The sequence below is a fragment of the Burkholderia sp. Se-20378 genome (genome assembly GCF_017104665.1).
In the GTDB taxonomy this organism is placed as follows: Bacteria; Pseudomonadota; Gammaproteobacteria; order Burkholderiales; family Burkholderiaceae; genus Burkholderia; species Burkholderia lata.
Genome location: NZ_JAAGPG010000073.1, coordinates 1 through 26,220 on the forward strand (window position 1 = coordinate 1; position 26,220 = coordinate 26,220).

General features: G+C 64.3%; 18 protein-coding genes and 1 pseudogene. 7 read left to right on the top strand and 12 right to left on the bottom strand.

Annotated elements, in window-relative coordinates; translation table 11 throughout:
- The first annotated feature begins 105 nt into the window (after positions 1 to 105).
- The 3 genes from G3N93_RS11255 to G3N93_RS11265 all read left to right on the top strand — a co-directional run bounded on the left by G3N93_RS11255 (position 106) and on the right by G3N93_RS11265 (position 3,973).
- Positions 106 to 1,515: a collagen-like triple helix repeat-containing protein gene (locus G3N93_RS11255; protein ID WP_206133029.1), complete on the top strand. Its 1,410-nt coding sequence runs from the start codon at positions 106 to 108 to the stop codon at positions 1,513 to 1,515.
- A 144-nt stretch (positions 1,516 to 1,659) separates the two neighbouring features.
- Positions 1,660 to 3,345, top strand: coding sequence for a ShlB/FhaC/HecB family hemolysin secretion/activation protein (locus G3N93_RS11260; RefSeq protein WP_174934421.1), 1,686 nt, complete (start codon positions 1,660 to 1,662; stop codon positions 3,343 to 3,345).
- A 166-nt stretch (positions 3,346 to 3,511) separates the two neighbouring features.
- Positions 3,512 to 3,973 (top strand): DUF2147 domain-containing protein, encoded by a 462-nt coding sequence (locus tag G3N93_RS11265; protein WP_174934048.1) that lies wholly within the window; start codon positions 3,512 to 3,514, stop codon positions 3,971 to 3,973.
- A 103-nt stretch (positions 3,974 to 4,076) separates the two neighbouring features.
- On the opposite strand, the gene G3N93_RS11270 is transcribed toward G3N93_RS11265, so the two are convergent.
- The 6 genes from G3N93_RS11270 to typA form a co-directional block, all read right to left on the bottom strand.
- The gene (locus G3N93_RS11270; RefSeq protein WP_174934423.1) at positions 4,077 to 4,487 is read right to left on the bottom strand and encodes a transposase; all 411 of its coding nucleotides are present in this window, start codon (positions 4,485 to 4,487) and stop codon (positions 4,077 to 4,079) included.
- Between the two features lie 144 nt (positions 4,488 to 4,631).
- Complete coding sequence (zapE, locus tag G3N93_RS11275) at positions 4,632 to 5,729, bottom strand: cell division protein ZapE (protein WP_206133026.1); 1,098 nt, start codon at positions 5,727 to 5,729, stop codon at positions 4,632 to 4,634.
- A gap of 98 nt (positions 5,730 to 5,827) precedes the next feature.
- Positions 5,828 to 7,258: a dihydrolipoyl dehydrogenase gene (lpdA, locus tag G3N93_RS11280; RefSeq protein ID WP_011351808.1), complete on the bottom strand. Its 1,431-nt coding sequence runs from the start codon at positions 7,256 to 7,258 to the stop codon at positions 5,828 to 5,830.
- Positions 7,259 to 7,341: 83 nt separating this feature from the next.
- Positions 7,342 to 8,616: a 2-oxoglutarate dehydrogenase complex dihydrolipoyllysine-residue succinyltransferase gene (gene odhB / locus G3N93_RS11285; protein WP_174934427.1), complete on the bottom strand. Its 1,275-nt coding sequence runs from the start codon at positions 8,614 to 8,616 to the stop codon at positions 7,342 to 7,344.
- A 135-nt stretch (positions 8,617 to 8,751) separates the two neighbouring features.
- Positions 8,752 to 11,616 carry a 2-oxoglutarate dehydrogenase E1 component gene (locus G3N93_RS11290; RefSeq protein WP_174934429.1) on the bottom strand — a complete coding sequence of 955 codons (2,865 nt, stop codon included), beginning with the start codon at positions 11,614 to 11,616 and terminating at the stop codon, positions 8,752 to 8,754.
- 317 nt (positions 11,617 to 11,933) lie between these two features.
- Positions 11,934 to 13,760: a translational GTPase TypA gene (gene typA / locus G3N93_RS11295; protein WP_039358989.1), complete on the bottom strand. Its 1,827-nt coding sequence runs from the start codon at positions 13,758 to 13,760 to the stop codon at positions 11,934 to 11,936.
- A gap of 328 nt (positions 13,761 to 14,088) precedes the next feature.
- Between typA and G3N93_RS11300 the strand changes: the two genes are divergently transcribed.
- The 4 genes from G3N93_RS11300 to G3N93_RS11315 all read left to right on the top strand — a co-directional run bounded on the left by G3N93_RS11300 (position 14,089) and on the right by G3N93_RS11315 (position 19,019).
- Positions 14,089 to 14,580, top strand: coding sequence for a MarR family winged helix-turn-helix transcriptional regulator (locus tag G3N93_RS11300; RefSeq protein ID WP_011351804.1), 492 nt, complete (start codon positions 14,089 to 14,091; stop codon positions 14,578 to 14,580).
- An 87-nt stretch (positions 14,581 to 14,667) separates the two neighbouring features.
- Complete coding sequence (locus G3N93_RS11305) at positions 14,668 to 16,164, top strand: efflux transporter outer membrane subunit (RefSeq protein ID WP_174934431.1); 1,497 nt, start codon at positions 14,668 to 14,670, stop codon at positions 16,162 to 16,164.
- A gap of 52 nt (positions 16,165 to 16,216) precedes the next feature.
- The gene (locus G3N93_RS11310; protein ID WP_206133027.1) at positions 16,217 to 17,431 is read left to right on the top strand and encodes an efflux RND transporter periplasmic adaptor subunit; all 1,215 of its coding nucleotides are present in this window, start codon (positions 16,217 to 16,219) and stop codon (positions 17,429 to 17,431) included.
- A gap of 28 nt (positions 17,432 to 17,459) precedes the next feature.
- Positions 17,460 to 19,019, top strand: a complete 1,560-nt coding sequence (locus tag G3N93_RS11315; protein ID WP_011351801.1) for a DHA2 family efflux MFS transporter permease subunit — start codon at positions 17,460 to 17,462, stop codon at positions 19,017 to 19,019.
- A gap of 87 nt (positions 19,020 to 19,106) precedes the next feature.
- On the opposite strand, the gene truB is transcribed toward G3N93_RS11315, so the two are convergent.
- From truB to G3N93_RS11345, 6 genes and pseudogenes are all read right to left on the bottom strand, one after another.
- Positions 19,107 to 20,039 (bottom strand): tRNA pseudouridine(55) synthase TruB, encoded by a 933-nt coding sequence (gene truB / locus G3N93_RS11320; protein ID WP_206133028.1) that lies wholly within the window; start codon positions 20,037 to 20,039, stop codon positions 19,107 to 19,109.
- A 13-nt stretch (positions 20,040 to 20,052) separates the two neighbouring features.
- Positions 20,053 to 20,451, bottom strand: a complete 399-nt coding sequence (gene rbfA, locus G3N93_RS11325) for a 30S ribosome-binding factor RbfA (RefSeq protein WP_039339297.1) — start codon at positions 20,449 to 20,451, stop codon at positions 20,053 to 20,055.
- Between the two features lie 114 nt (positions 20,452 to 20,565).
- Entirely contained in the window at positions 20,566 to 23,484 is a 2,919-nt protein-coding gene (gene infB, locus G3N93_RS11330; RefSeq protein WP_174934437.1) for a translation initiation factor IF-2, read from the bottom strand.
- Between the two features lie 91 nt (positions 23,485 to 23,575).
- Positions 23,576 to 25,051, bottom strand: a complete 1,476-nt coding sequence (nusA, locus tag G3N93_RS11335) for a transcription termination factor NusA (RefSeq protein ID WP_006476166.1) — start codon at positions 25,049 to 25,051, stop codon at positions 23,576 to 23,578.
- Positions 25,051 to 25,509, bottom strand: coding sequence for a ribosome maturation factor RimP (gene rimP, locus G3N93_RS11340; protein ID WP_011351796.1), 459 nt, complete (start codon positions 25,507 to 25,509; stop codon positions 25,051 to 25,053). The genes nusA and rimP overlap by 1 nt, the downstream gene beginning before the upstream one ends.
- 452 nt (positions 25,510 to 25,961) lie before the next feature.
- Positions 25,962 to 26,220, bottom strand: a pseudogene (locus G3N93_RS11345) (23S rRNA pseudouridylate synthase B); the annotation flags it as partial.

A 26,220-nucleotide genomic window follows, 5' to 3' on the forward strand; every position in this document is an offset into this window, starting at 1 on the left:
ATCATCACGCGTGCCGGACGCGTCATGAATGCGGCGAGCACCGGTTCGTATGCGCGCCGCGCCCAGCCCATCAGGCGGTTCTCCTTCTCCTCGACGCGCTCGCCGATGAACAGCGCGACAGCCGCCGTGCGCCAATGGCGCGCGCCCCTCACGGCCTTCGCCGCCGCCTGCCTGCTGGCCGCCTGCGGCGGCGGCGGCGTCAGCTCGCCGCCGACCAGCAGCAACAGCAACAACCCGAGCACGAGCGGTACGCCGAGCACGAGCGGCACCAGCGGCACGTCGACCGGCACCAAGGGCGTCGTCAGCACGGTTGGCCAGACGGCCACCGACCTCGGCAGCACGGTCGGCAACATCAGCGTGCCGGGTCTCGGCGACGGCGTGACGAAGGGTGTCGGCAGCACGCTCTCCAGCACGGGCACGATCGTCGGCGCAGCCGCCGATGCCGTGAGCAACGGGCTGGGACAGATCGGCACGACTAAGGATCCGGTCGGCACGACCGTCGCGGGCCTCGGCAACGTGGTCGGCGCAACGAGCAACACGGTGTCCGGCCTGAGCTCGACGGTCAAGGCGCTCGGCACCGGCCAGCTCGCGCCGCTCGCGCCTGTCACGACCCCGGTCGGCACCGTGCTCGACACGGTGGCCAACGGCTTGACTGCTGCCGGCACGACGATCGGCTCGACGCTGTCGTCGGGCGCCGTGCAGCAGGTGACACAGCCGCTCAGCTCGGCGATCACGCCGCTCGTGATCACCGCCGGCCAGGTCACGCAACAGGTCGGCACGACGACCGGTCTCGGCCAACCCGTCTCGGGCCTGCTCGGCCAGGTCGGCGGCGCGATCAGCTCGGCCGGCAAGCAGGTTGGCGGCACGTCGAGCCAGCCGCTCGTCGGCGACGTCGGTCAGCTCGTCACTGCGGTCGGCAACACCGTGACCAACGCGGGCGGTCTCGTCAACCCGAACGGCCCGAACGGCGCGGCACCGATCCCCGGCCTGATCACGAGCCTCGTCGGCGGCTCGACGGCGACCGTACAGAACGGCACGTCGTCGGGTTCCGGCTCGACGAATCCGCTCGGCGGCCTGCTGTCGGGTCTCGGCTCGACGCCGCTCGGCTCGCTCACGGGCGCACTCGGCGGCGCGACCGGCGGTTCGGGCAGCAGCCCGCTCGCGCCCGTCACGGGCCTCGTCTCCACCGTCACCGGCGCATTGAGCGGTGCGGCGGGCGGCAGCGGCGGCCCGCTCGCCCCTGTCACGAATCTCGTGTCGACGGTCACGGGCACGCTCGGCGGCGCAACGGGTGGTGCAGGCAGTGCAAACCCTCTCGCGCCTGTCACCGGTTTGCTGAATACTGTCACCGGAGCAGTTGGCGGCGCAGCAGGATCGGGGGGGGCGAGCCCGCTCGCACCGGTCACGTCGCTGGTCGGCAGCGTCACGGGTTCGGCAACGTCGGGCGGCGGCTCGACGGGGCTGCTGGCACCGGTAACGGGATTGCTGGGTACGCTGGGTAGCGTTGGCAAGTAAGGAGGACGGTCGCACCTTCGCAGCCGGAGCGGACGGCGCGACCGTACAAACACAACCGGCATTGCGGCACGCGGCGCGCGGCACCTTGGTGTCGCGCGCCGGCATTACAAAGAAGACGAAAAGCAAGGCCAACGAGGAAGAACAATGAAATCCAGACTCGACAGATGGATGATGCTGCTCGCCATCGCGGCAGCAGGCACGGCACATGCACAAACGCGCGTCGGGGGTAACCCGCTCGACTCCCTGCCCCAGATCAACGCGCCGAAAACCGGCCCGAACGTGACCGTGCAGGTCGCACCGCAGGCGCCGCAGTTGCAGGAGCTGCTGTCGCGTCACCTGACACCGGCGACGTTCCAGGTCGAAGGTGTGAAGTCCGTACCGTTCGAGGAAATCTCGCGGCGCTTCACCCCGCTCGTCGGCAAGGACATCACGATCGGCGACCTGATCGAAACGGCCAACGGCGTGACGAAGCTGTACCAGGATCGCGGCTTCGCGCTGTCGTTCGCGTTCGTTCCTGCACAGACGTTCGAGAACGGCGTCGTGCGCATCACGGTTGTCGAAGGCTATGTGTCGGACGTCAAGGTCACCGGCAAGCCCGGTGCGATGGAATCGAAGATTCGTGCGATCGCCGCGCATATCACTGCCGATCGTCCACTGCGCCGCGCGACGTTCGAACGCTACGTGAACACGTTCGGCCTGTTGCCCGGCCTCACCGTAAAGGCGAACGTACCGCCGCCGCAAACCACCGACGGCGCCACGACGCTCGAACTCGCGGTCGATCGCAAGCCGTTCAACGTCAGCACCGGTATCGACTTCAACCACCCGGGCGTCCAGGGTCTCATCACCGCGACCGAAAACGGCCTCACGTCGTTCGGCGAGCAACTGAGCATTTCCGCACTGGCGCCGCCGGGGCGCGACAAGCAGACCTACGTCGCATTCAGCGGCGCGGTACCCGTGGGCAGCAGCGGCCTGATCACGCGCCTCGACGCGAGCACGTATCGCGGCAAGCCGACTGACAATCCGGGGCTGCCGTCGACCGTCCAGCGAACCGTAAAAAGCGAGAAGCTCGGTCTTTCGGCATCCTACCCAATACTTCTGAACAACCAGCGCAGCCTGCTCGGCACGGTGTCGGGCTATGCAGCGCATAACGACGACAACTATCAGAACAAAATCAACGGAAATACCCTCGACAACAGGTCGCAGGTACGCGTGCTGCAATTGCAGCTCGACTACACGAGCGTACAACCGAAGCAGGTGCGAAAGCTGAGCGTCAACGTCGCAAAGGCGTTCGACATCCTCGGCGCATCGAAATCGCAGACCGGCCTGGTTAACGGCTCGACGATTACGTACGCCGACCCGACATCACTGACCTTCGTCCGCACCGGCGCGACCTTCACGCAAACCAACGAATGGCCGTTCCGGATCGGCACGTCGATCTCACTGACCGGGCAATACAGCCCCGACTCGCTGCCGACATCCGAGCAGATCTCGTTCGGCTCGACGCGCTACGCGCTCGGCTATCAGCCGGGCGAAGCGTCGGGTGACTCGGGATGGGGGATGTCGCTGGAGGTCAACCGCGGCTTCACGCCGGGCTGGACGTATATGAAATCCGTTACGCCATACATCGCCTACGACATGGCGCGTGTGTACCTGCACTCGGGCACACCGTCGCCGAACCGCATGTCGTCGGTCGGCATCGGCGTGCGTTTCACGGACAGCCGCTTCTATAGCCTCGACCTGAACGTCGCGAAGCCGGTGGGTGACGCGCCGGTCGAAAGCGCATCACGCAGCCCGCGCATCAACGCCGCATTCTCGTATCAGCTCAACTGATCGGTCACCAAACAGCCCGCGCCACGCGGGCTGTTTCGATTAGAGTCCCCTCTATCAAACGTGGCGCGTCGTTTCACGTATTCTGGCGAAGCTCGCAACATGCCCGCCCCATGCAGACGGTCGTGCGGGCAAATCGAACACGACATGCAAAACAAGGAGGACGACAATGATTCAACTGACCCGCCCGTTTCGTGCAATCGCCATCGCCGGCGTACTGCTCGCTTGCGCTGCCCCCACGTTCGCACAAGCAGACAGCCCCATCGGCATGTGGCAGACGATCGACGACAACACGCATCAGCCGAAGGCACTCGTGCAGATCGCCGAGGACGGTGATGGTGCGCTGACCGGCAAGGTCGTCAAGGGCCTCGGCGCGAACGATACGCCTGATCGCCGTTGCACCGCCTGCACGGACGAGCGCAAGGATCAGCTCATCAAGGGCATGACGATCATCAAGGCCATGAAGAAGGAAGGCGACCACTGGGACGGCGGCAACATTCTCGACCCGGAGAACGGCAAGGTCTACAAGTGCAAGATGACGCTTGAAGACGGTGGCCAGAAACTCGTCGTGCGCGGCTACATCGGCGTGTCGCTGCTCGGTCGTTCGCAGACCTGGGTTCGCCAGCAATAATGTGGTTCGCGCTTAAATGCGCGGCTCAATGAAAAAATCGGCCTGCGACGAAGTCGTCAGGCCGATTTTCTTTTGGTGTGTGCGTAGCGGGAACTGAAGAACATCACGCTGCATGCTTCAGCGTGTCCGACGCATAGCTACCAGGTGCGCGATATGCGGGCGCCACATTGCTGCGTGCTTCCGCCGCCTTCGATTGCGTGTGCTTGCGCATCCGCGTGGACAACTCGTTGCATAGATTCGCGCCTGCATCGCCATAGAGTTCACGCATGACACTCATCAACGCGCCCGTCTCGTGCCAGACCTTGAAGCGACGATGGCAAGTTTGGTAGGACGGGTAACGACGCGGCATGGCCGACCACGTTGCGCCGCTGTAGATCACCCAGAGCACGCCGTTCAGGACGGCACGCGTATTGGCCAACGGACGGCCGCGCAACTCGGTGCGCGGCTGCATTTCGGGCAGAAGCGACGCAACGCAGCGCCACTCTTGATCGGTCAGATCGCGATACGGTGTCATGGACATCTCCAGCCTTAGTAACCATGACACAACGATATCGGCTCACCTCAACAATGAATATAAGACAAATCCGAAAATACCCTGAGATTGCCTTAATTTGACTGGAATTGACGTTTGAATCCCGTCAATTGCCGAAAATCGCACTCAGGTCAGTGACGTATCGACGATGCGGCGCGGCGTTTCGATGTATTCCTTCGACTGCATCTCGACGATTCGCGAGACCGTCCGCGCAAACTCGTTGGCCATCGGGCCTTCAACGTACAACTGCTCCGCCGGCACCGCCGCGGACATCAGCAGCTTGACCTTATGGTCGTACAGCACGTCGATGAGCCACGTGAAGCGGCGCGCCTCGGACGCCATCCGCGGCGACATCTGCGGCACCTCGGACAGCACGATCGCGTGGAAGCGGCTTGCGAGCTCGAGATAGTCGTTCTGCGAGCGCGGGCCGCCGCACAGCGTCGCGAAGTCGAACCATACGACGCCGTCCGCCTTGCGCAGCGCCTTCAGCTCGCGCTTCTCGATATGCAGCAGCGGGCTTTCGTCGGGAACGGCGGCAAGCTTCTGGAACGCATGCCGCAATTCGCGATCGGCATCCGCGCCGAGCGGCGTGTGATACATCTTCACCTGCGCGAGCGTGCGCTGGCGATAATCGACGCCCGCGTCGACGTTGAGCACGTCGAGCCTGGACTTGATCAGCGCGATCGCCGGCAGCATACGGTCGCGATGCAGACCGTCCGGATACAGGTCGTCGGGATCGTAGTTGGACGTCATCACGAACTGCACGCCGTTGTTGAACAGGCGGTCGAGCAGACGGTACAGGATCATCGCATCGGCAATGTCCGACACGTGAAACTCGTCGAAGCAGATCAGCCGGTAGCGCTTCGCGATGCGCCGTGCGAGTTCGTCGAGCGGATCGACCTGCCCCTTCAGTTCCTCGAGCTCGCGGTGCACTTCGCGCATGAATTCGTGGAAATGCAGGCGCGTCTTGCGCTGCACGGGCACGACCGCGTAGAAGCTGTCCATCAGGAAGCTCTTGCCGCGCCCGACGCCGCCCCACATGTAGACGCCGCGCGGGAGGTCGGGATGATTGATGAGCTTCTTGAGCGCGTTCGAGCGACGCGCCTTGTACTCGACCCACTCGTCGAAGCATTGCTGCAGGCGATCGACGGCCGCGCGCTGCGCGGGATCGGACTGATAGCCGCGCGTGGTCAGTTCGCGCGTGTAGTATTCGGTGACGTTCATCGGGCAAACCGGAAAAAACGAAGGCGGACGGGAAACCCCGCCCGCCCTCGTCATGAGACGGCTGCGCCGGCCGATGGCCGGCCGGCGCTATTCCGCGCTCAGCTGTTCAGCGAACGCTTGTCGACGGCGAGCGCCGCTTCGCGCATCACTTCCGACATCGACGGGTGCGGATGGCAGATGCGGGCGATGTCTTCCGACGCCGCCTTGAATTCCATCGCCACCACGGCTTCCGCGATCAGGTCCGACGCGTTCGCCGCGATCACGTGCACGCCGAGCAGTTCGTCGGTCTTCGCGTCCGCGATCATCTTCACGAAGCCGTCCGGCGCATTCATGCCGAGCGCGCGGCCGTTGATCGAGAACGGGAACTTGCCCGACTTGATCTCGCGGCCTTCCGCCTTCAGCTGCTGCTCCGTCTTGCCGACCCATGCGATTTCCGGGTACGTATAGATCACCCACGGAATGCAGTTGTAGTCGATGTGCGGCTTCTGGCCGTCGATCACTTCCGCGACCAGCACGCCTTCGTCTTCCGCCTTGTGCGCGAGCATCGGGCCACGCACCACGTCGCCGATCGCGTACACGTTCGGCACCGCCGTGCGGCAGTGGTCGTCCACGTCGATGAAGCCGCGTTCGTTCGCCTTCAAGCCGATTGCCTCGAGGCCGAGGTTGTCGGTATTCGGCACGCGGCCGACCGACACGATCAGGCGGTCGGCGTCGAGCGTCTGCGCGTTGCCGTCCTTGTCCGTGTAGGCGATCGACACGCCGTTCGCGGTCGCCTTCACTTCACCGATCTGCACGCCGAGATTGATGTCGAGGCCCTGCTTCTTGAACAGCTTGGCCGCTTCCTTCGCGAGCGCTTCGTCAGCTGCGCCGAGGAATGCCGGCAGCGCTTCGAGTACCGTCACTTCGGCACCCAGGCGACGCCACACCGAACCGAGCTCCAGGCCGATCACGCCTGCGCCGATCACGGCGAGCTTCTTCGGCACCGCGTCGAACGTCAGCGCACCTTCGTTGTCCGACACGATCTTGTTGTCGACCGGGATGCCCGGCAGGTGACGCGCCTTCGAGCCCGTCGCGATGATCACGTTCTTCGCGGTGACGACTTCGGTTTCACCTTCGCCGCTCACTTCGATCTGCACGCCGGCGTCGGTCTTGCCGGTGAACTTGCCATGGCCCTTCAGCCAGGTGATCTTGTTCTTCTTGAACAGGAACTCGATCCCGCTCGTCATCTTCTCGACGATCGCGTCCTTGCGGCCGAGCATCTTCGCGACGTCGATCTTCACGCCGTCAACCGTGATGCCGTGGTCGGCCAGGTGGTGCGACGTGTTCTCGAACTCTTCCGACGACGCGAGCAGCGCCTTCGACGGAATGCAGCCGACGTTCAGGCACGTACCGCCGAGCTTCAGCGCGCCGGCCGGGTTCTTCCACTTCTCGATACAGGCAACGGTCTTGCCGAGCTGCGCGGCACGGATCGCGGCGATGTAGCCGCCGGGGCCGGCGCCGATCACGACGACGTCAAATTCCTTGGACATGACAATCCTTTCTTCTTGTGCAACCGCACGGGCCACGCGTGTCGCGCGCCCGTGCGGTGCGGGTCAATGCGGTGAAACTCGGCTTACAGGTCGAGCAGCAGGCGTGCCGGATCTTCCAGCGCATCCTTCATCGCGACGAGCGACAGCACGGCTTCGCGGCCGTCGATGATGCGGTGGTCGTACGACAGTGCGAGATAGTTGATCGGACGGATCACGATCTGGCCGTTTTCGACGACCGGACGCTCCTTCGTCGCGTGCACACCGAGGATTGCCGACTGCGGCGGGTTGATGATCGGGGTCGACAGCATCGAGCCGAACACGCCGCCGTTCGAGATCGAGAACGTACCGCCCGTCATTTCCTCGATCGACAGCTTGCCGTCCTTCGCCTTCTGGCCGAACTCGGCGATCTTCTTTTCGATCTCGGCGAGGCTCAGTTGATCCGCGTTGCGCAGGATCGGCACGACGAGGCCGCGCGGCGAGCCGACAGCGATACCGATGTCGAAGTAGCCGTGGTAGACGATGTCGTTACCGTCGATCGACGCGTTCACGAGCGGGAACTTCTTCAGCGCGTGGACCGCCGCCTTCACGAAGAACGACATGAAGCCGAGCTTCACGCCATGTTCCTTCTCGAACTTGTCCTTGTACTTGTTACGCAGCTCCATGACCGGGGCCATGTTCACTTCGTTGAACGTCGTCAGGATCGCGTTGGTCTGCTGCGACTCGAGCAGACGCTCGGCGATACGCGCACGCAGGCGCGACATCGGCACGCGTTGTTCCGGACGGTCGTTCAGCCAGGTCGCGGCCGATGCCGGCACCTTCACTTCCGGCAGCGACGGCTTCGCAGCGGCCGTCTTGGCCGGTGCGGCAGCCGGAGCAGCCTTCGGTGCGCTGCCTGCTGCCAGCGCGTCGCCCTTCGTGACGCGGCCGTCGCGGCCCGAACCTGCGACGTCGCCCGCCGACAGGCCCTTCTCGGCCAGCAGCTTCGACGCGGCCGGCGATGCGGTCGTCGACGATGCAGCGGCAGCGACCGGCTGTGCTGCCGGTGCGGCTGCGGCAGGCGCTGCTGCCGGCTTGACTTCGGCGGCGCCCGCGGCGGCTTCGGCTGCGCCGGCCTTCGCTTCGGTGTCGATCGTCGCGATGATCTGATCGGCAACAACAGTGTCACCGTCGTTCTGCAGCACTTGCGCGAGCACGCCCGCAGCCGGTGCCGGCACTTCGAGCACGACCTTGTCGGTCTCGAGTTCGATCAGGATTTCGTCTTGAGCAACTGCTTCGCCCGGCTTCTTCTTCCACTGCAGCATGGTGGCTTCCGAAACCGACTCCGAAAGCTGGGGGACTTTGACTTCTACGATAGCCATGTGATTTTCCTGGATGCTTAATCTGGGTAATGACGAGGTTCGTGCGATTCCTTCGGCCGGTGCGGCGCGCAACGCGCCCGGCGGGCCAAAAGAGACGGGAAAGCGCATGGCGCCTTCCCGTTTCGCTTCCGTCGGTTATTTCGCGATCGATGCGCTCTTCAGGCGGCCGAAAGCACCTTCGATGAGGGCCTTCTGCTGCTCGTAGTGCTTCGCGTAGTAGCCAACCGCCGGCGAGGCCGAAGCCGGACGGCCGCTGTATGCCAGCTTCTGCCCTTCCTTCATGCCTTCCTTCAGATGGTGCTCGACGTAGAACCAGGGGCCCTGGTTCTGCGGCTCGTCCTGCACCCAGACCACTTCAGTCGCGTTCTCGTACTTCTTCATTTCGGCTTCGAACTGCTTGTGCGCGAACGGATACAGCTGCTCGATACGGATGATCGCGACGTCGTTCGCCTTCGCTTCGCGGCGATGTGCGACGAGGTCGTAATACACGCGGCCCGAGCATGCCAGCACGCGCTTGACCTTCTTCGCGTCGATGCCGCCGTCGGTTTCGCCCAGCACCGGCTGGAACGAACCCTTCGCGAGTTCCGACAGGTCCGACACCGCTTCCTTGTGACGCAGCAGCGACTTCGGCGTCGCGACGATCAGCGGCTTGCGGAACAGACGGATCATCTGGCGACGCAGCAGGTGGAAAATCTGTGCCGGCGTCGTCGGTTGAACGACCTGCATGTTGTGATCCGCGCACAGTTGCAGGAAACGCTCGATACGCGTCGACGAGTGTTCCGGACCCTGGCCTTCGTAGCCGTGCGGCAGCAGCATCGTCAGGCCCGACACGCGGCCCCACTTCACTTCGCCCGACGAGATGAACTGGTCGATCACGACCTGCGCGCCGTTGACGAAGTCGCCGAACTGCGCTTCCCACAGCACGAGCGTGTTCGGCTCGGCGGTCGAGTAACCGTATTCGAAGCCCAGCACCGCTTCTTCCGACAGCACCGAGTCGATCACCGTGAATTTCGCCTGGCCTTCAGCGATGTTCTGCAGCGGCACGTACGTACCGTCGTTCCAGCGCTCGCGGTTCTGGTCGTGCAGCACCGCGTGACGGTGCGTGAACGTGCCGCGGCCCGAGTCCTGGCCGGTCAGGCGCACCGAGTAGCCCGATGCGACGAGCGACGCGAACGCGAGGTGTTCGCCCATGCCCCAGTCGAGCGGCTGGTCGCCACGCGCCATGTTGCGGCGGTCGTTGATCACGCGCTCGACGAGCGGGTGGACCTTGAAGTTTTCCGGGACCGTCGTGATGCGTTCGCCGAGGCGCTTCAGTTCTGCGAGCGGCACGGCCGTGTCGGCTGCATCCGTCCACTTGCGGTTCAGGAACGGAACCCAGTCGACCGCGTACTTGCTCTTGTAGTTCGACAGGACCGGGTCGACCGTGTGGTGACCGTCGTCCATCGCCTTGCGGTACGCCTTCACGAAGTTGTCGGCGTCTTCCGCGCTGATCACGCCCTGCTGCACGAGCTTCTCGGCGTACAGCGCACGGGTGCCCGGGTGCTGCGCGATCTTCTTGTACATCAGCGGCTGCGTGACCGCCGGCGTGTCCTGCTCGTTGTGGCCCAGCTTGCGGAAGCAGACGATGTCGATCACGACATCCTTGTGGAACTGCATCCGGTAGTCGATCGCGATCTGGATCGCGAGCACGACGGCTTCCGGATCGTCGCCGTTCACGTGCAGCACCGGCGCTTCGATCATCTTGACGACGTCGGTACAGTACAGCGTCGAGCGCGCATCGCGCGGGTCGGACGTCGTGAAGCCGATCTGGTTGTTGATGACGATGTGCAGCGTGCCGTGCGTGCCGTAGCCGCGCGTCTGCGCGAGGTTCAGCGTTTCCATCACGACGCCCTGGCCAGCGAAGGCCGCGTCACCGTGGATCTGCACCGGCAGCACTTGCAGGCCGTCTTCGTCGCCGCGACGGTCCATCCGCGCCTTCGCGGAACCTTCGACCACCGGGTTCACGATTTCGAGGTGCGACGGGTTGAACGCGAGCGACAGGTGGACCGGGCCGCCTTCCGTCGACACGTCCGACGAGAAGCCCTTGTGGTACTTCACGTCACCGGCCGGCAGGTCGTCGACGTGCTTGCCTTCGAATTCGGCGAACAGGTCGGCCGGCATCTTGCCCAGCGTGTTGACCAGCACGTTCAGACGGCCGCGGTGGGCCATGCCGATGATGATTTCCTGCACGCCGCGCTTGCCCGAGTGCTGGACGACTTCGTCCATCGCCGCGATGAAGCTTTCGCCACCTTCGAGCGAGAAGCGCTTCTGGCCGACGTACTTGGTATGCAGGTAGCGCTCGAGGCCTTCAGCGGCCGTCAGGCGATTCAGGATGTGCTTCTTCTCGTCTGCCGAGAAGTTCGGCGTCGCGCGGGTCGACTCCAGGCGCTCCTGCCACCAGCGCTTCTGTTCCGGGTCGCTGATGTACATGTATTCAGCGCCGATCGTGCCGCAGTACGTGTCGCGCAGACCCTTGACGATGTCACGCAGCGAAGCCTGGTCGAAACCGAAGTACAGGTTGCTTGCGCTGTACGTCTGGTCGAGGTCGCCTTCGGAGAAATCGTAGAACGCGGGCTCGAGTTCGGGAATGGCGGGACGTTCGCGACGCTTCAGCGGATCCAGATTGGCCCACTGCGAGCCAAGGAAGCGATAGGCGCTGATGAGGGACTGGACGTGCACCTGCTTGCGTGCCGCAGCCAGATTGGTGGTGCTTTCGCGCGGGATGAAGGCATTGGCCTTCGCGCGCTCGGCGAACGATTCGACGATCGGAAAATGGGCGACGTCATTGGCATTCGAACCGTCCGTTGCAGGCACATTCTGCAGCGCGTCGAAATACTCTCGCCAGTTCTCCGGCACCGATGCCGGATTGTTGAGGTATGCATCGTACAGTTCTTCAACGTACGAAGCATTGCCGCCGAACAGATAGGAGTTCAGCTGAAACTGCTTCATTACATCTGACATTTTACGCTCACCTTTCTTCGAGTTTCTCGAGAAATAGCGGGTTACTCAACCTTCCGCGACACGGCCTGACCGTTTAGCGGATTGCGAATCAAGTCTTGCTTGGAAGGACCTAAACTTGCGTGCGCGCAGCATATCACAGAACCGATACCGAAGTTCACGGCGAAATGTGCCTGAAAGCACCGCGCGACGGGGTTTTGCCGGATTGCCACGACCCGCAGGAACAGTGTTTTGCAGACAATCGGATTGCACACTGCGCAGATGCAAAAAAGGCTGCCCGCAGGCAGCCTTTTCCGTGATGCAGCGAACGGCCGAAACGCTTAGTCGACCGCGCCTTCGCGGCTCGCGCGGCGACGCTCGTGCTCCTTCAGGAAGCGCTTGCGCAGGCGGATCGATTGCGGCGTCACTTCGACGAGCTCGTCGTCGTCGATGAATTCGACCGCGTACTCGAGCGACATCTGGACCGGCGGCACGAGGCGCACGGCTTCGTCGGTACCCGACGCACGCACGTTGGTCAGCTGCTTGCCCTTGATCGGGTTCACGACGAGGTCGTTGTCACGGCTGTGGATACCGATGATCATGCCCTCATAGAGCGCGTCACCCGGCTTCACGAACATGCGGCCGCGATCCTGCAGCTTCCACAGTGCGTAGGCCACGGCAGCGCCGTCGTCCTGCGAGATCAGCACACCGTTGCGGCGCTCGAAGACCGAACCGTCCTTGACCGGTGCGTACGAGTCGAAGATGTGGCTCATCAGGCCCGTGCCGCGCGTGAGCGTCAGGAATTCGCTCTGGAAGCCGATCAGGCCACGTGCCGAGATCTTGTACTCGAGACGCGTACGGCCACGGCCGTCCGACGCCATGTCGAGCATCTCGCCCTTGCGGCGACCGAGCTCTTCCATCACGCCGCCCTGATGCTCGTCCTCGACGTCGACGGTCAGCAGCTCGTACGGCTCGTGCCGCACGCCGTCGATTTCCTGCATCACGACGCGCGGACGCGACACGGCCAGCTCGTAGCCTTCACGACGCATGTTCTCGACGAGAATCGTCAGGTGCAGTTCGCCACGACCCGACACTTCGAACACCGTTTCGTCGCCGGTGTCCTTCACGCGCAGCGCGACGTTGTGGTTCAGTTCCTTCATCAGGCGGTCGCGGATCTGGCGGCTCGTGACGAACTTGCCTTCGCGGCCGGCGAGCGGCGACGAGTTGACGAGGAAGTTCATCGTCAGCGTCGGCTCGTCGACGGTGATCATCGGCAGCGCTTCCGGCGTATCCACCGCGCAGATCGTTGCGCCGATGCCGACGTCTTCAATACCGTTGATCAGCACGATGTCGCCCGCTTCGGCCGACTCGACCTGCACGCGCTCGAGGCCCGTGAACGACAGCACCTGGTTGATCTTGCGGTTCAGCACGTCGCCTTCCGGGCCGAAGCGCATCGCGACCGGCTGGCCCGGCTTGATGCGACCGCGCGTGATGCGGCCGACGCCGATCCGGCCGACGTACGTCGAATAGTCGAGCGACGTGATCTGCAGCTGCAGCGGCGCATCCGGATCCGCCGGACGGACCGGCACGTGTTCGAGGACTGCCTCGAACAGCGGGCGCATGTCGCCTTCGCGCGCAGCCGGGTCGAGCGACGCATAGCCGTTCAGGCCCGATGCGTAGACGATCGGGAAGTCGAGCTGCTCTTCGGTTGCGCCGAGCTTGTCGAACAGGTCGAAGGTCTGGTTGATGACCCAGTCGATCCGCGCACCCGGACGGTCGATCTTGTTAACGATGACGATCGGCTTCAGGCCGAGCGCGAGCGCCTTCTTCGTGACGAAGCGCGTCTGCGGCATCGGGCCCTCGACCGCGTCGACGAGCAGCAGCACCGAGTCGACCATCGACAGCACGCGCTCCACCTCGCCACCGAAGTCCGCGTGCCCCGGCGTATCGACGATGTTGATGTGCGTGCCTTCGTACTCGACCGCGCAGTTCTTCGCGAGAATCGTGATCCCGCGCTCTTTTTCGATGTCGTTCGAGTCCATCACCCGTTCCGCAATCTGCTGGTTCTCGCGGAAGGTGCCGGACTGGCGAAGCAGTTGGTCGACGAGCGTAGTCTTGCCGTGGTCGACGTGGGCGATGATGGCGATATTGCGAAGGGCGCGGGTCATAGAAACCTGGAAATCGTTTGAACGCGCAAAAGCGCCCGCTCGTTTTTCACGGGCGCGCGCATTGCAGCTTGGAAAGCCACAAATTATAGCACGTGCGGATGTCGAGAGCTGACGGGCACGTTGGAACCCAACACAATCCGGCCGGCACGCCCTCCCCTCGAACCCGCCAGTCGGCCGAAGCCCGCGTCATCGGCAAGCCCAAAAACCTTATTCGCATAAGGGATTTGTGGGACACAAAGCGCGCCCTTTGCCGTTCGATTAACATTTGCCGCGGCAAGCAACTGTGCCTATACTGCTGCCTAGTCAACTATTGCAGCTTCAGGGTTTTATGTCGGATTCTTCTACCCAACCACCCGTTTCGCCGCTGTCCTCGTATCAGATGAACGACAGCGTCGGTTATCTGATGTCGCGCGTGAAGTCGGTGATGACCAACCTCGTCACGCAACGCACGCAGGAAGAGCTCGGCATCACGGGCACGCAGGCGAGCATGCTGTTCATGATCGCGGTCGGCAAGTGCTCGACGGCCGCCGAGCTCGCGCGCGAGTACGGGATCGACGCGAGCGCGGTCACGCGCCTGCTCGACCGGGTCGAGAAACGCGGCCTGCTGTCGCGCGTACGCAGCATCGAGGATCGGCGCGTCGTGCGCCTCGAGCTGACCGACGAGGGCCGTGCGCTCGCCGAACGGCTGCCGCCGATTTTCCGCAGCGTGCTCGACCAGGTGCTGGACGGGTTTACGCCGGAAGAAGTCGGGTTCCTGAAGAGCATGCTGCGCCGCATTCTCAGCAACTACTGCGAGACCGCCGGCGGCAGCATCACGTAATAGTTGCCATAACAATTACTTTTGACAGATTAATGTAAGGAAATCCTTGCAGTGTCCATCATTCATTCCGAGTCAGGGATCAGCGCGATGAAATCCTCCCCGTTGTCCGTGCGCGCCGGGTCGTGCCGCGCCGCCGTCGCTGCCGCGGTCGCCGCACTGGCGCTGGCGGGCTGCGCGAACTACATCGGCATCAAGAGCGACAAGCAGATCGCTCCCGCGTCGCAATTCGAATCCGCCCAGAGCCTGCCGGCCCAGGGCGGCCAGTGGCCGGCGCTCGACTGGGCCAGCCAGTTCGGCGATCCGCAGCTGCCGAAGCTGATCGACGAAGCCCTGCAGGGCAATCCGTCGATCGCGCAGGCGCAGGCGCGCATCGCAAAGGCGTCGTCATACATCGAATCGTCGCGTTCGAGCCTGATGCCGAAGGCGGAAGCCAGCTATTCGTGGACGCGCGAGCTGTATTCGGCGAACGCGCTGTTCCCGCCCCCGTACGGCGGCCAGTGGTACAGCGAGAACAACGCGCTCGCGAGCGCGTCGTGGGAACTCGACCTGTGGGGCAAGAACCGCGAACGCCTGCACACCGCCGTGTCGCAGGAAAAGGCCGCCGAAGCCGACATGCAGCAGGCGCGCATCACGCTCGCGTCGTCGGTCGCACGCACCTACAACTCGCTCGCGCAACTCTATGCGCTGCGCGACATCGCGCAGCGTGAGATCACCAATCGCGAGACGGTCGGCAAGATCACCGACGGCCGCGTGTCGGCCGGCCTCGACACCAACGTCGAACGCCAGACGGCGCGCGGCAATATCGCGACGACCCAGGCTTCGCTGTCCGATCTCGATGGCCAGATCACGACGGTGCGCTACCAGCTCGCCGCGCTGCTCGGCAAAGGCCCGGATCGCGGGCTGCAGATCGCGGCGCCCGTGCTGAACCCGAGCGGCGAAGTCGCGCTGCCCGGCAACCTGCCGGCCGATCTCGTCGCACGCCGCCCCGACATCGTCGCCGCGCGCTGGCAAGTCGAAGCCGCGATGCACGACGTGAAGGAAGCGAAGGCCGAGTTCTATCCCGACGTGAACCTCGCGGCCGGCTTCGGCTTCGATGCGTTCGGCTGGGGCAAATTCCTGAACTTCGCGAGCCGTCAGGCGCAGTTCGGCCCGGCGATCCACCTGCCGATTTTCGACGCCGGCGCGCTGCGCGCGCAGCTCAAGGGCCGCTACGCGGACTTCGACCTGTCGGTGGCGAACTACAACCAGACGCTGATCAGTGCACTGAACGACGTCGCGACGCAGGTCGCATCGATCCGTGCGGTCGATCGCCAGATGGGCGATGCGCAACGCGCACTCGACGCATCGACGCGCGCCTATGACCTCGCGGTCATCCGCTACAAGGCCGGCCTGTCGCCGCAGCTGCAGGTGCTGACCGCGGACAGCAACCGCCTCGCATCGGAACAGACGGTGACCAACCTGAAGATGCGCCGCCGCGACATGCAGCTCGCGCTGATCAAGGCGCTGGGTGGCGGGTTCGACGCGACCGGCACGCCGCTCGCCGCGCCCGATGCCGACAAGCCGACAAAACAGGCCGCCAACTGATCCGGCGCCACCACTACGCAGACACTCGAAATAACGGACGGAGAAAATCGCCATGAGCGACCAACAAAACGCCGCCAGCGCGCAGCCGCAGAACAACGGCAAGCGCAAACGGATGATGACGCTGCTCGTCGCGGTCATCGTGATCGCGGCCATCGCGTATGGCCTGTACTACTTCCTCGTCGCCCGCTTCCATGAAGGCACCGACGACGCGTACGTGAACGGCAACGTCGTGCAGATCACGCCGCAAGTCACCGGCACCGTGATCGCGGTGAAGGCCGACGACACGCAAACGGTCAAGGCCGGCGACCCGCTCGTCGTGCTCGACCCGGCCGACTCGCAGGTCGCGCTGCAGCAGGCCGAAGCCAATCTCGCGCAAACGGTGCGCCAGGTGCGCGGCCTGTTCGTCAACGACGACCAGTACCGCGCGCAAGTCGCGCTGCGCCAGTCCGACCTGTCGAAGGCCGAGGACGACCTCCGCCGCCGCGTGGCCGTCGCTCAGACGGGTGCCGTGTCGCAGGAAGAAATCTCGCACGCTCGCGACGCCGTTCGCGCCGCCCAGGCATCGCTCGACGCGTCGCAGCAGCAGCTCGCATCGAACCGCGCGCTGACCGCGAACACGACGATCGCCTCGCATCCGAACGTGATGGCTGCGGCCGCGAAGGTTCGCGACGCGTACCTGGCGAACGCCCGTAACGTGCTGCCCGCGCCGGTCACCGGCTATGTCGCGAAGCGCTCGGTGCAGGTCGGCCAGCGCGTGTCGCCGGGCACGCCGCTGATGTCGGTGGTGCCGCTGAACGCAGTGTGGGTCGATGCGAACTTCAAGGAAGTCCAGCTCAAGCACATGCGCATCGGCCAGCCGGTCGAACTGACGGCCGACATCTATGGCTCGTCGGCGGTCTACCACGGCAAGGTGGTCGGCTTCTCGGCCGGCACGGGCTCGGCGTTCTCGCTGCTGCCCGCGCAGAACGCGACGGGTAACTGGATCAAGGTCGTGCAGCGCCTGCCGGTGCGGATCGAACTCGATCCGAAGGATCTCGACAAGCACCCGCTGCGCATCGGCCTGTCGATGCAGGTCGACGTGGACATCAAGGACGAACGCGGCGATCAGCTCGTGAACGCGCCGAACACGGTCTACGAGACCAATGTGTTCGCGAAGTACGGCGACGAAGCCGACGCCGAAATCGCCCGCGTCATTGCCGAGAACGCAGGCGGCAACGCATCGGCGCCGGCTACGTCGAAGTCGAATGCCGTCGCGAAGATGATGTAACCGTTCCGACTCCGGAAAAACAACCGACATGGCACAGGCTCCTGTCTCTCACCCGCCCTTGCAGGGCGGGCAACTCGTGATCGGGACGATCGCGGTATCGCTCGCGGTGTTCATGAACGTGCTCGACACGTCCATCGCGAACGTCGCGATCCCGACCATCTCGGGCGACCTCGGCGTGTCGTCCGACCAGGGCACGTGGGTCATCACGTCGTTCGCGGTCGCGAACGCAATCTCGGTGCCGCTGACCGGCTGGCTGACCGACCGCTTCGGGCAGGTGCGCCTGTTCCTCGCGTCGATCATCCTGTTCGTGATTTCGTCGTGGATGTGCGGGCTCTCGCCCAACCTGCCGTTCCTGCTTGGGTCACGCGTGCTGCAAGGCGCGGTGGCGGGCCCGATGATTCCGCTGTCGCAAGCGCTCCTGCTGTCGAGCTATCCGCGCGCCAAGGCACCCATGGCCCTCGCGCTATGGGCGATGACGACGCTGATCGCGCCCGTTGCCGGCCCGATTCTCGGCGGCTGGATCTCGGACAACTACTCGTGGCCGTGGATCTTCTACGTCAACATCCCGGTCGGCATCGCCGCCGCCGCCGCGACGTGGGCGATCTACCGCAACCGGGAGTCGGCCGTGCGCCGTGCGCCGATCGACGGCGTAGGCCTCGCGCTGCTGGTCATCTGGGTCGGTTCGCTGCAGATCATGCTCGACAAGGGCAAGGATCTCGACTGGTTCGCATCGACGACCATCATCGTGCTCGCGCTGACCGCCGTCATTGCGTTCGCGTTCTTCGTCATCTGGGAATTGACCGCCGAGCATCCGGTTGTCGACCTGTCGCTGTTCCGCATGCGGAACTTCACCGGCGGCACGGTTGCGCTGTCGATCGGGTACGGCCTGTACTTCGGCAACCTCGTGCTGTTGCCGCTGTGGCTGCAGACGCAAATCGGCTACACCGCGACCGACGCCGGTCTCGTGATGGCGCCGGTCGGGCTGTTCGCGATCCTGCTGTCGCCGCTCACCGGGAAGTATCTGCCGCGCACCGATCCGCGCTTTATCTCGACGGCGTCGTTCCTGACGTTTGCGCTGTGCTTCTGGATGCGGTCGCGCTACACGACGGGCGTCGACGAATGGTCGCTGACGCTGCCGACGCTCGTGCAGGGCATCGCGATGGCCGGCTTCTTCATCCCGCTGGTGTCGATCACGCTGTCCGGCCTGCCCGGCCACCGCATCCCCGCGGCATCGGGCCTGTCGAACTTCGTGCGGATCATGTGCGGCGGTATCGGCACGTCGATCTTCCAAACGGCCTGGGACCATCGCAACAACTTCCATCACGCGCAACTGGTCGAGCAGACGAACGTCTACAACCCGACGTTCAACCAGGCCGTCACGCAGATGGGCAACCTCGGGCTGACGCAGGACCAGGCGCACGGGCTGATCAACAACATGGCCACGCAGCAGGCCGCGCAGCTCGGCGTGAACGACCTGTTCTACATCTCGGCGGCGATCTTCGTGCTGCTGATCGGGCTGATCTGGATCACGAAGCCCGAGCGCTCGGGTGGTGGCGATGCAGGTGCCGCGGCATCGGCTGCACACTGAACACGCAGCCTGAACGCAAACAAAAAAGCCCGGTCGACATCGACCGGGCTTTTTTCATTCCGACGGGAGCGCGTTCGCGCGGCTGCGTCAGGCCGCCGTGACGACGAGCCGTTCCGGCGCCAGTACGCCGTTCGCCTTGCGAGCCACGCCGAGCAGCCGAGTCGCGTCATAGACACGCACACGCTCGCCTTCGGCCGCATTGATCGGGTCGAGCGCCGACAGTGGCAGACGCTGGCCGTGCAGGAATCGCTTCGCGGTGGTTTCATCGAGACGAACCAGCGGAAACGTCGACAGCAGCGCATCGACCGGCTGGAGCCACGCATCGCGCGACGCGTCATCGGCATCGGACAGCGCGTCGAGCGTCACCGCATGCTCGAGCGTCAGCGCACCGACGCCCGTGCGGCGCAACATCGTCAGATGCGCACCGCAACCAAGTGCCTCGCCGATATCCTCCGCCAGCGTGCGCACGTACGTGCCCTTGCTGCAGGTCACGCGAAACGTCACGTCAGGCAAGTCGCACGAGAGCAGCTCGAGTGCGAGGATCGTCACGTTGCGGCCCTCGCGCTCGACGGTTTGCCCCGCGCGCGCATATTCGTACAGCGGCTTGCCATCGCGCTTGAGCGCCGAATACATCGGCGGCACCTGCACGATCTCGCCGGTGAAGCGCACGAGCGCGGCTTCCACCGCCGCGCGGTCGCATTCGACGGGCCGCGTGTCGATCACCTCGCCTTCCGCGTCGCCGGTGGCCGTACGCTGGCCGAGACGCATCGTCGCTTCGTAGGTCTTGTCCGCTTCGAGCAGATCCTGCGAGAACTTCGTCGCCTCGCCGAAGCACAGCGGCAGCAGGCCCGAAGCCAGCGGATCGAGCGTGCCGGTGTGACCGGCTTTCTTCGCGAGCAGCAGGCGCTTCGCGCGAATCAGCGCGTCGTTGCTCGACAGGCCGACCGGCTTGTCGAGCAGGAGGACGCCGTCCAGCACGCGCCGGGGCACGCGCGGACGTTGGGATGCTGCAGTCGTCATAGGCCGGTCGAGCTCAGTCGTCCTTGGCGGCCGCGTCGGCCTCGTCGTCGTCCTTCGCGCGCGTCGAGTTCGCTTCCTTGATCAGGCGCGACATTTCCACGGCCTTCTCGATCGTCTGGTCGTAGTGGAAATGCAGCGTCGGCACCGTATGGATGTGCAGGCGCTTGAACAACAGGTTGTGCAGGTGACCCGACGCGTGATTCAGCGCTTCCTGCGTCTTGTCCGGATCGCCGGTCAACGCGGTGAAGTAGACCTTCGCGTGTGCGTAATCCGGCGTGAGTTCCACGCTCTGGATGGTCACGATGCCGATGCGCGGGTCCTTGACCTCGCGCATGATGAGTTCGGACAGATCGCGCTGAATCTGGTCAGCAATCTGTACGTTGCGATTGGGGGAAGTACGTTTCCTGGACATGATCGATCCGTGATCCGTTTATCAGGATAAAGCGGCGGCCAGTGTTGGCACGCCACCATGAAAATGGGCGGGACAGGCCCAAGCCTGCCCCGCCCATGAGCCGATGCGCGAGGGTTACAGCGTACGCGCGACTTCGGTCACTTCGAAGACTTCGAACTGGTCGCCTTCGACGATGTCGTTGAAGTTCTTCACCGACATACCGCACTCGAAGCCTTGCTTCACTTCCTTCACGTCGTCCTTGAAGCGCTTCAGCGATTCGAGTTCGCCCGTGAAGATTACGACGTTGTTGCGCAGCACGCGCACCGACGACGAGCGCTTGACGATACCGTCCGTCACCATACAGCCGGCGACTGCACCGATCTTCGGTACCTTGAAGACCTGGCGCACCTCGACCATGCCGGTGATGACTTCGCGCTTCTCCGGCGCCAGCATGCCCGACATTGCCGCCTTCACCTCATCCACTGCGTCATAGATGATGTTGTAGTAACGGATGTCGATGCCGTTCGACTCGGCCAGCTTGCGCGCCTGTGCATCTGCACGCGTGTTGAAGCCGATGATGACCGCCTTCGATGCCGTTGCGAGGTTGACGTCGTTTTCGCTGATGCCACCCACCGCGCTGTGCACGATCTGCACGCGCACTTCGTCGGTCGACAGCTTGAGCAGCGACTGCACGAGTGCTTCCTGCGAGCCCTGCACGTCGGCCTTGATGATGAGCGGCAGGTTCTGCACTTCGCCTTCGCCCATCTGCTCGAGCATGCTCTCCAGCTTCGCAGCCTGCTGCTTCGCAAGCTTCACGTCACGGAACTTGCCTTGACGGAACAGTGCGATTTCACGCGCCTTGCGCTCGTCCGGCAGCACGATCACTTCTTCGCCCGCACCCGGCACTTCCGACAGACCCTGGATTTCGACCGGGATCGACGGGCCGGCTTCCTTCGTCGGCTTGCCGTTCTCGTCGAGCATCGCGCGCACGCGGCCGTAGGCCGTACCCGCCAGCACGACGTCGCCTCGGTTCAACGTACCGGACTGCACCAGGATCGTCGCGACCGGGCCCTTGCCCTTGTCGAGCTTCGCTTCGATCACGATGCCCTTGGCCGGCGCCTCGACCGGTGCCTTCAGTTCCAGCACTTCGGCTTGCAGCAGCACGTTCTCGAGCAGATCGTCGATACCTGCGCCCGTCTTCGCCGAAACCGGCACGAACGGCGAATCGCCGCCGTACTCTTCCGGCACGACGCCTTCCGCAACCAGTTCCTGCTTGACGCGATCGAGATTCGCGTCCGGCTTGTCGATCTTGTTGATCGCGACGACGATCGGCACACCGCCTGCCTTCGCGTGGGCGATGGCTTCCTTCGTCTGCGGCATCACACCGTCGTCGGCTGCCACCACCAGCACCACGATGTCGGTCGCCTTCGCGCCGCGTGCACGCATTGCCGTGAACGCTTCGTGACCCGGCGTATCGAGGAACGTGATGACGCCACGCGGCGTGTCGACGTGATAAGCGCCGATGTGCTGCGTAATGCCGCCCGCTTCGCCAGCAGCAACCTTCGCGCGGCGGATGTGGTCGAGCAGCGAGGTCTTGCCGTGGTCGACGTGACCCATGACCGTGACGACCGGCGGACGCGGCAGTTGCTCCGCATCGGTACCCGTTTCGCCTTCGACGAGCAGCGCTTCCGGATCGTCCAGCTTCGCGGCAACCGCGCGGTGGCCCAGTTCCTCGACGATGATCATCGCCGTTTCCTGGTCCAGCACCTGGTTGATCGTGACCATCTGGCCCATCTTCATCATCACCTTGATGACTTCGGAGGCCTTGACCGACATCTTGTGCGCGAGGTCGGCAACCGACACGGTTTCCGGCACGTGCACTTCACGGACGATCGGTTCGGTCGGCGCCTGGAACGTCGAGCTGTCCTGGTGACGACCGCGACCCTTCGGGCCGCCGCGCCAGCCGCGGTCGACGCCGCCGCTCGAATCGCCGCGCGTCTTGATGCCGCGACGCTTCGACGCGTCGTCCTGCCAGCCGCCCTTGCCTGCGCCCGGCTTCTTGTTGCGGTCGCCCGCGCCTGCCGGCGCAGTCGTAGCCGGCGCTGCAGCACCGGCCGGCTTCTTCACGGCCGGACGCGCCTGCGCACCTTCCGGCTTTGCCGGCTTGTGCAGCGTGCCCTTCGCTTCGGCCGGCTTCGGCGGCTCGACCGGCTTCGGCGGCTCGACTGCCTTGACCACGGCCTTGCGCGGCGTGTTCATCATTTCGCGAATCGCACGCGCTTCGGCTTCTGCCGCCGCACGACGCTTGCTGATCTCTTCCTGCTCGGCGCGCGCCTTGTCCGCCGCCTCGCGGGCAGCGTCTTCAGCCTTCTTCGCCGCTTCGCGCTGCGCCGCACGTTCGGCGGCTGCGCGTGCTTCGTCCTGCGCGGACTGCGTGCTCGCCGCTTCCTGCTGCTCGGCTGCAGCAGCCTGCTGTGCGGCTGCCTGCTGCTGTGCCGCTGCAGCTTCGGCCGCGGCACGCTTCGTCGCCGCCTCTTCCTCGGCGCGACGGCGCTCGGCTTCGGCCGCTTCCTCGCGGGCACGGCGCTCGGCTTCCTCGCGCTCGAGGCGTTCCTGACGCTCGCGAAGCTCCTGCGCCTGCTTCTCGAGCAGCTCGGCCTCGCGGCGCGCTTCTTCTTCGCGACGCTTCAGTTCTGCATCGTCGTCCGCTTCGGCGACCTGCGCCTGACCCTGTTCCGCACCCTCGCTCACGTCGTCGCGCTTGACGAACGTACGCTTCTTGCGGACCTCGACCTGAATGGTGCGAGCCTTGCCCGTCGCGTCAGATTGCTTGATCTCCGACGTATGCTTGCGGGTCAGCGTGATCTTGCGCTTGTCGCCGTCGGTTGCGCCGTGCGACTTGCGCAAATGATCGAGCAGACGCGCCTTGTCCGTTTCGGACAGCGCATCGTCTTCACTCGCTTTCTGGACGCCCGCTGCCTGCAGCTGTTCGAGCAGCACACCAGCAGGCATTTTCAGTTCCGCGGCAAATTGGGCTACGTTGTTACTCGCCATTCATTCCTCTTAGTGCAAGGACCGATTCCTTGCGGTTAGCATCGGGTCAGGCCATACGGCCGCCATCAAATCAGTGCGCCATGGTCATTTCTCACTGGAACCAGTGTTCACGTGCTTTCATGATCAACGCCTTAGCGGCATCCTCTTCCATCCCGGTCATGTCGACCAGTTCATCTACAGCCAGCTCGGCGAGATCGTCGCGCGTCTGCACGCCGTGTTCGGCCAGCTTCGCGAGCAGCTCCGGCGTGATGCCGTCGAGGCTCTTGAGATCCAGCGCTGCGTTCTCGACCTTTTCTTCGTTCGCGATGGCCATCGTCAACAGCGCGTCGCGTGCGCGGTTGCGCAGTTCGTGCACGGTGTCCTCGTCGAACGCCTCGATTTCGAGCATTTCGTTGAGCGGCACGTACGCGATTTCTTCCAGGCTCGTGAAGCCTTCGTCGATCAGGATGTCGGCAACTTCTTCGTCGACGTCGAGACGCGCCATGAACAGCGCACGCAACCGGTCGCGCTCCTCACCCTGCTTCAGGGCGGATTCGTCCGGCGTCATGATGTTGATCTGCCAGCCGGTCAGCTCGCCTGCAAGGCGAACGTTCTGACCGCTGCGGCCGATCGCGACTGCCAGCTCGTTCTCGTCGACGACGACGTCCATCGAGTGCTTTTCTTCATCGACGACAATCGACTGGACAGCTGCCGGCGCGAGCGCGCCGATCACGAACTGGGCGGGATCCTCCGACCATAGCACGATGTCGATGTTTTCGCCACCGAGCTCGTTGCGCACGGCCTGCACGCGGGAACCGCGGATGCCGACGCAAGTGCCGATCGGATCGATCCGCTTGTCGTAGGCGATGACGCCGATCTTCGCGCGCACGCCCGGGTCGCGGGCAGCTGCCTTGATCTCGAGCAGGCCCTGCTCGATTTCCGGCACTTCCATTTCGAACAGCTTCATCAGGAACTCGGGCGCCGTACGCGACAGCTCGATCTGCGGACCGCGCGCGGTGCGGTCGACCTTCGCGATGTAAGCGCGCACGCGGTCACCCACGCGCAGGTTTTCCTTCGGGATCAGCTGATCGCGGCGCAGCAGCGCCTCGACACGGCCGGATTCGACGATGAAGTTGCCCTTGTCAAGGCGCTTCACCGTACCCGTCATGATCTTTTCACCACGCTCGAGGTAGTCGTTCAGGATCTGCTCGCGCTCGGCGTCGCGCACCTTCTGCAGGATCACCTGCTTCGCGGCCTGCGCGCCGATGCGACCGAACTCGATCGACGGAACGGGTTCCTCGACATACTCGCCGACTTCGACGTCGGGCTTCTGCTCACGTGCTTCGAACAGCAGGATCTCGCGATCCGGCTCCTGCAAGCCTGCCTCGTCGGGCACGACGAGCCAGCGACGGAAGGTTTCGTGCTCGCCGCTTTCGCGATCGATATGGACGCGGATTTCGGCGCCTTCGTCGAACAGCTTCTTGGAAGCGGACGCGAGCGCAGCCTCGAGGGCGCCCAGCACCACATCCTTGTCGACGTTTTTCTCGCGCGCCAGCGCATCCACCAGCATCAACACTTCGCGACTCATTATTTGCGGCTCCTAAAGTCAACTTGCGGAATCAGGCGGGCTTTATCGATATCGGCCAGCGTGAAATCCAGCATGGCTGCCTCGCCCTTCTTCCCCTCAAATTCCAAACCGATCGTTTCGCCATTCGGCGCGTGCAGAATGCCCCGGTACGTCTTGCGCCCGTCCAGCGGCTTTTTCAAGGTCACGGAAACTTCGCTGCCGGCGAAGCGCTCGAAGTCGGCCAGCTTCTTCAACGGGCGGTCGAGCCCCGGGGACGAGACTTCGAGCCGTTCGTAATCGATGTTTTCGACCGTCAAGACGTGCTGGAGCTGACGCGTGACCTTTTCGCAATCTTCGAGCGAGATGCCGGCAGGCTGATCGATGTAGATGCAAAGCATGCCGCGCCCGGTGCGCTCGAGATCCACCAGCTCGTAGCCGAGCCCGGTGACCGTGGTTTCTATCAGTTCCGTCAGTTGCACTGTGTCCTCTCAGGTGTTCGCGCCCGCCGCTCGCGATTCACCCGCGGGCGCGCGCCTTAGCCGGCGCAGGAAGCGCTACCCGAGATGCCTAACCGTTTCAGCAAAAAAAAATGGGCGGAACGCCCATCTTCTTACTGGTGGTCGCACCTGAGCCGCACATTGAATCCGTACGCCCAGCGACTCCGCGATTATAGCGATTTTTGGCGCAAACGCCAAGCCAGCCGGTAAAAGCAGCGTGTCGACTGCCTTTACGGGCCCAAAAATGCGAAATCGGGCTGTTCGATCAACCTGCGCCATCGTGGCAGCCGGTGATCGCTCATGCCGGCGGCCATGCAGCGCCGCGTGACATATATACAGTCGAAAGCAATAAACGCAATGCCTCGCGCCGACAAGACCGACCTGATCCCGATCCGGCCGGCCCGCCGCCGGCCTTGCGCCGCGCGCCTGGATGCTTAGCGGCTGCGCGTGCGGCTGCGCTGCGGACGCTGGCCGCCGCGTGCACCACCACCGTTGCCGGCAGCGCCCTCTGCACGATTGCCGTTCGGGTTGCGGTTGCCGCCCTTGCTGCCGCCGCGCTTGGGGCCCGCGCTGTCGCGCTTGGGACCTGCGCCATACGACGCACGATTGCCGTCGACATCGCCACGGCCACCGCCCGCGCGATTACCATCGCGTCCGCCACCCGCACGGTTGCCATCCCGGCCGCCGTGCGGG